Raw genomic sequence first — 5,155 nt, forward strand, 5'->3', positions numbered from 1 at the left:
TCGCTGGAGGCACGAACGGCTCATGAGATGGCGTGCCCTGAGCACTTCTATTAGAGCGCCGCGGGCTCCGCACGGAAGGCACCGGCAAATTAGCGCGAGGTAAAGGACTTGAGCACGATCTTCTGCGGAATCGACTGGGCGGAAGGACACCACGACATAGCCCTCGTCGACCAGAACGGCACACAGGTGGCCAAGCTTCGGATCAGCGACGACAGCGCCGGATTCCAAGCGCTGACGGCACTGCTGGCACAGCACGGAGACACCGCCGAAGCCCAGATTCCGGTCGCCATCGAGACCCCGCGCGGCCTGCTGGTCGCTTGCCTTCGGGCCACCGGCCGTCAGATCTATGCGATCAACCCGCTTGCCGCGGCCCGCTACCGCGACCGCGGCAGCGTCTCCCGGGCCAAGTCCGATGCCGCCGATGCCCGAGTCTTGGCCAATATCCTCCGGACCGACCGGCATGCCCACCGGCCGCTGCCCGCGGACAGCGAGGCCGGGCAGGCCGTCGCGGCTCTCGCCCGTGCCCACCAGGACGCAGTCTAGGACCGGCAGCAGATGATCAATCGACTCCGCTCTCACCTGCGTGAGTACTACCCGGCCGCCCTCGTGGCTTTTCACGGACCGGGCAAGCCCGGACTCGACTCACCGCGTGCTCGCATGATTCTCGCTGCGGCACCCACGCCGACTGACGCCGCCAAGCTCACCCGCAGCCAGCTGCGTGCGCTGCTCAAACGCACGGCACGACCGCGCTGCGGGATCGACACCGAGGTTGAGCGTCTCCGGGAAATCTTCCGCGCCGACAGCCTCCGCCAGCTGCCCAAGGTTGAACTGGCCCTGGGACACCAAGCGGCGGCTCTGATCCAGCAGCTCGATGCCGCCTGCAACAGTGTCGCCCAGCTCGCGGCAGCGACGGAGGAAGCGTTCCTCGCGCACCCTGATACCGGTGTCATCACCAGCTTCCCTGGCCTGTCTGTACTGTCAGGAGCACGGGTCCTCGCCGAAATTGGCGACGACCGCGAACGCTTCGCAGATGCCAGAGCGGTGAAGGCATACGCTGGCGCGGCTCCCGTCACCCGGGCCTCAGGCCGCAGCCACGTCGTCGTGGCCCGAACAGTCAAGAACCAGCGGTTGGCTGCCGCTGGGTACATGTGGGCCTTCGCCGCCCTTCGCACCGAGGCCCCACGTGCCCACTACGACCGACGACGAGCAGGCGAAGAACGCCACACAGCCACGCTCAGAAACTTGTTCAACAAGTTGCTCGGCTGCCTCTACCACTGTCTTCAGAACCGGGCGCACTACGACCCCGATCGCGCTTTCGCAGTGCCTCTGGACATCGCCGCCTAGAGGACTTGTCCGGCCGATCACCTGGCCACCAGTTCCGGGCTGTGGCCACTCGCTACGGCGAGCGTGGATTCGTCAATCTCGGCACCCTGACCGCCGCCTCGGCCGTCGGCTGGCTCCGCACGTCATCGCCCGTCAGGCTCATCGCCTAGCAGGCGGGCGTGCAGTTGCATGTCGTGTCGGCCGTCCTCATGCACGGCGGCGCTGCGCTTGGTGCCTTCCAGGAGGTAGCCAGTTTTCATGGCGACTCGGCAGGATGCCGCGTTGCGTGTCGAGTGGTCCAGCTCCAGGCGGTGGAAGCCAATCTCGTGCAGGGCCCAGGCGGTGAGCGTGGCGAGGGCACCGGAGGCCACTCCGGCGCCTCGGGCCGCCGGGAGCACCCAGTACGCGACGTTGGCAGTGCCGTCGTCGAAGTCCAAGCCGCGCAGGGCGATCCGGCCGATCACCTCACCGCTGTCCCGGGTGACCGCCCAGTGGCCGCCCGTTTCTCGTTGCCAGTCCCGCCGGTAGGCGTCGAACCACTCCTGGACCTGCGTCTCGGTCAAGGGCCGTCGCGTGTGCCAGCGACGGATCTCGTCGTCACGATAAGCGGAGAGGAACCCTGGCGCGTCGCCTCCTTCCCAGGGGCGCAGCAGCAGACCACCGAAGACCGTGAGCACAGGTTGAGGGGAACTGGCGAGCGAGCCGGAGGAAATGACGGGCTTCGTCGAGAGAGCGCGAGTCATGGAGCCATGATCGGCCGAAGCTGGCCCCACACGTCAAGGTCACAGACTCAGCTCTTCCAGCGATCGGCCGGACAAGTCCTAGCGCCGACTTGACCCACCAGCGACATGAGATGTCTTCGACTGCTCGGCAACCTGGTGGTCACGCGTGGGGACCAGGTCGCCTTCCACGATCAGCGCGGTGTCCTTGCGGAACCGCCGGCGGGGCTGGAGCGCCAGCGACGGGCCAAGGTAGTCGATGATGCGGGCGGCGGCCGACTTCGAGATGCCGAACAGCGGCGCCAACTGCCGGGGCGTGAGGTCGGTTCGCCAGTAGGCGGCGACCAGCAGGACGCGGTCCTCTAGCGGCAGGCTCCAGGGCAGGCCCTTGCGGACCGGAGCCGCCCCCTCGCGCCGCAACGCGGCGATCAGCTTTCCGGACTGACGCGGGATCAACCAGGAGAACGGGGCTACCCAGGGCGACTCCGACGCCGTGATCACACCAGACACGACAAGATCGTCTCACCCGTGACCAGCAGTTACGGGACAGCCTCTGGCCGGTTCTACTTGGCGAACTTCAATCTGTCACGCTTCAGCGGTCCGCCGAGCAGCACCGCGCAAGCTCCGACGGTCAGCAGCCCACCAGCAAGGAAGGCGTCCCGCACGTCGGCCAGCGGCAGAATCAGTCCACCGAGCGCGGCGCCTGCCGCCATGCCGGCGTTGTATGAACCGGAGTTGGCTGCCAGCGCGATATCGGTGCGTCCCGGTGCGCAGTGCAGCATCGCGTTCTGGGTGGACATGAACACCGGCCCGAGCGCACCGCCCATCAGCGCCAGGAACACCACCGCCGCCACCGGATCAGTGCCAGCCAAGTACAGGCCGAGCATGCCCACAGCCTGAGTGGCCACGGCCGTGGTCAGCGCGGGCCGCGGAAAGCGGTCGAGCAACGCGCCGGTGACGCTCACACCGGCCAGGCAGGCAACGCCGAACGCTACGAACAGGGCGCTGACCGTGCTCGGGGAGAACCCGCTCACGTCACCCAGGAACTTCACGATGTAGGTGTACCCCGTGAACGCCCCGGTGGCAGACAGAGTCCCGGCCACAAGCACCGTCACGAACCGGCGGACGTCGGGGCTGGCTCCGTAGGCGGCGGGCTCTTCGTCCGGACGCGAGGTCGGCAGCAGAACGGCGATCGTCACCAGCGAGACAAGCCCCAGAGCCGCCAGCGTGGCGACAGGCACCTGCCAGTCGCTCCGCCGGCCCAGCCAGGTTCCGGCAGGAACACCAAGCACCAAGGCCAGCGAACCAGCGACGGACAGTGCCCCGACCACTCGCCCGCGGAACTCTGGCGCGAACAGGCCCACCGCGACCGGCCCCATCACGGCCCAGAACAGCGCCTGGGCGAGCGCCGTCAGCAGCCGAGCCACAAGAAGCAGCCAATAGGAGGTCGACAGTGCCGCAACCAGAGCGGATACGACGAGCGCGGCCAGGAGTCCCGTGAGCACATGACGTCGGGGCACAGCCTGCACGAAGTGGGCGAGGGGCACAGACGCGACGGCCACCGTTACGCCGTAGGCGGTGACCAGGAGACCGACCGCCGAGAGGGACACCCGAAGACTCTCGGAGATGAGCTCCAAGAGGCCCACCGGCAGGTTCTCCGCAGTGTTGAAGGTGAAGGCAGCCAGCATCAGGGCCACGAGCACCGCCAGTGCGTGCCATGGGGCCGGTTGCCCCGTGACCGTACGGTCCTTTCTCCCTGCTTTCCAACGTTGCGCCTGCTTCGTGGCACCGTCCATGGAAATACCTCACCGGGCTCACCGGTCCCGCCGCAACCGAATTCATCCAGACGTCGGCGGGCACGAAGAAGACGAGCAGGGCCATCGCGATCGCTCAGTCACCCCGGGTTCGAAAACACCTACCGCACGCCGGGGCGAGCCCATCCCGCTCGTGGCCTCAGCCGCAGTCGGCGGGCCTGAACAGAAGAACTTGACAGGGAAGTGCGCTGAGAACTGGGCCCCGGCTGGGGCACCGCAGTGTTCGACCTGATCCACTCCCCCGCCGACGCAGACCGGACTGCACCCGACACCCCGGGCACCGTGTACGCGTGTACCACCGGAGACCCGCGCATCACCGATGTGCCGCTGCGCGAAATCCATCCCGGTGACCTCCTGCACGTCACCGGCACCGTCGTCCAGCCCGACGTCTCCGAGACCCCGGCCCAACTTCACTGTCGACGGCCTGGAGATGCTGGAGGCCGCGTCCGCTCCCGCGCCTCCTGGCCCGCCGACGAATAAGCCGCCTCCGGTGAGGCCAGGGCAACGACGGACGCCCGGGTCGTGATGGACCTGACCAGTTCCTGGTCATCACCGACACCACCGGGTGGCACCGCTGACGTCACATGCGCCGCCCAGCCGTTCTCGCCGGGGCGGCGCTCGTGGCGTCTCAACCCCTACGAGCCTGGAGGCTCCGTGACGACCGACGTGTACATCGACTCCTTCGGCGCCGCTGGCAGGACGCTCCTGCCCCGTTCGTTCGACCTGAGCGCGCTGCGGTGCATCGCGTCGGTCGGTGAGCCTCTCAACCCGGAGGCCGTGGTGTGGGGGCGGGACGTGCTCGGGCTGCCGGTGCACGACAACTGGTGGCAGACCGAGACGGGTGCCATCATGATCGCCAACTTCGCTGCCTGCGACATCCGCCCCGGCTCCATGGGCCGTCCGCTGCCCGGCGTGGAGGCTGCGGTGCTACAGCGCGGTGAGGACGGCCGGGCCCAGGTCATCGGCGGACGGGTCACCGTGCTGGAGGAGCCCGGCATCGAGGGCGAACTGGCGCTCCGGCCCAACTGGCCGTCCGTGTTCCGCGGCTATCTGCACGACGAGCCCCGCACTGCAGCGGCCTTCGCGGACGGCTGGAACCTCACCGGCGAGCTGGTACGACGCGACGCCGACGGCTGGTACTGGTTCGTCGGCCGGGCCGACGATGTCATCAAGTCGGCGGGACACCTCATCGGGCCGTTCGAGGTCGAGAGCGTCCTGATGGAGCACCCTGCGGTCGCCGAAGCCGGGGTCATCGGCCGACCCGATCCGGTCGCCGGGAACATCGTCAAGGCGTTCGTC

2 protein-coding genes and 3 pseudogenes are annotated in these 5,155 nt (G+C 68.1%); 2 read left to right on the forward strand and 3 right to left on the reverse strand.

Annotation, left to right across the window (positions count from 1 at the left end; genetic code table 11):
* Positions 1-108: 108 nt before the first annotated feature.
* Positions 109-1,344: pseudogene (locus tag EES42_RS31580) on the forward strand (IS110 family transposase).
* Positions 1,345-1,466: 122 nt separating this feature from the next.
* On the opposite strand, the gene EES42_RS31585 reads toward EES42_RS31580, so the two are convergent.
* The 3 genes and pseudogenes from EES42_RS31585 to EES42_RS31595 form a co-directional block, all read right to left on the reverse strand.
* Positions 1,467-2,066 carry a GNAT family N-acetyltransferase gene (locus EES42_RS31585; protein ID WP_124721705.1) on the reverse strand — a complete coding sequence of 200 codons (600 nt, stop codon included), beginning with the start codon at positions 2,064-2,066 and terminating at the stop codon, positions 1,467-1,469.
* 114 nt (positions 2,067-2,180) lie between these two features.
* Positions 2,181-2,552: pseudogene (locus EES42_RS31590) on the reverse strand (transposase family protein); the annotation flags it as partial.
* Positions 2,553-2,605: 53 nt separating this feature from the next.
* A complete protein-coding gene (locus EES42_RS31595; protein ID WP_206433743.1) occupies positions 2,606-3,730 on the reverse strand; it encodes an MFS transporter in 1,125 nt (374 codons plus the stop codon).
* A gap of 834 nt (positions 3,731-4,564) precedes the next feature.
* Between EES42_RS31595 and EES42_RS31600 the strand changes: the two are divergent.
* A pseudogene (locus EES42_RS31600) lies at positions 4,565-5,155 on the forward strand (AMP-binding protein); the annotation flags it as partial.

The organism is Streptomyces sp. ADI95-17, assembly GCF_003846175.1.
GTDB classification, from domain to species: Bacteria; Actinomycetota; Actinomycetes; order Streptomycetales; family Streptomycetaceae; genus Streptomyces; species Streptomyces sanglieri.

Bases quoted from the DNA above. Each gene is read 5' to 3' on its own strand.
- EES42_RS31585 (WP_124721705.1), bottom strand. From the start codon at position 2,066: ATGACTCGCGCTCTCTCGACGAAGCCCGTCATTTCCTCCGGCTCGCTC.
- EES42_RS31595 (WP_206433743.1), bottom strand. From the start codon at position 3,730: ATGCTGGCTGCCTTCACCTTCAACACTGCGGAGAACCTGCCGGTGGGC.